Below are 277 nucleotides of genomic sequence, written 5' to 3' on the forward strand. Positions count from 1 at the left end.
TCATGGAGGCTCAGCCCGAGTGGGGAACTCCCGCCGAGGAACAGCCGCCACCGAGCAGCAGCCAGTCCTCGAGGCCCAGGCCGAGTGGGCCACTCCCGCTGAAGAGCAGCCGGTTCTCGAGGCGCAGACTGAATGGGCTACTCCCGCTGAAGAGCAGCCGGTTCTCGAGGCGCAGACTGAATGGGCTACTCCCGCTGAAGAGCAGCCCGTCATGGAGGCCCAGGCCGAGTGGGCCACTCCCGCTGAAGAGCAGCCCGTCATGGAGGCTCAGCCTGAA

The 277-nt window shown here is 66.8% G+C and carries 1 protein-coding gene; it reads right to left on the bottom strand.

Annotated features, from left to right (window positions below; genetic code table 11):
- Positions 1-10: 10 nt before the first annotated feature.
- A partial coding sequence (locus tag Q664_RS59700; protein ID WP_043411732.1) for a hypothetical protein occupies positions 11-277 on the bottom strand: 267 nt, incomplete at its 5' end.

Source organism: Archangium violaceum Cb vi76 (assembly GCF_000733295.1).
GTDB classification, from domain to species: Bacteria; Myxococcota; Myxococcia; order Myxococcales; family Myxococcaceae; genus Archangium; species Archangium violaceum.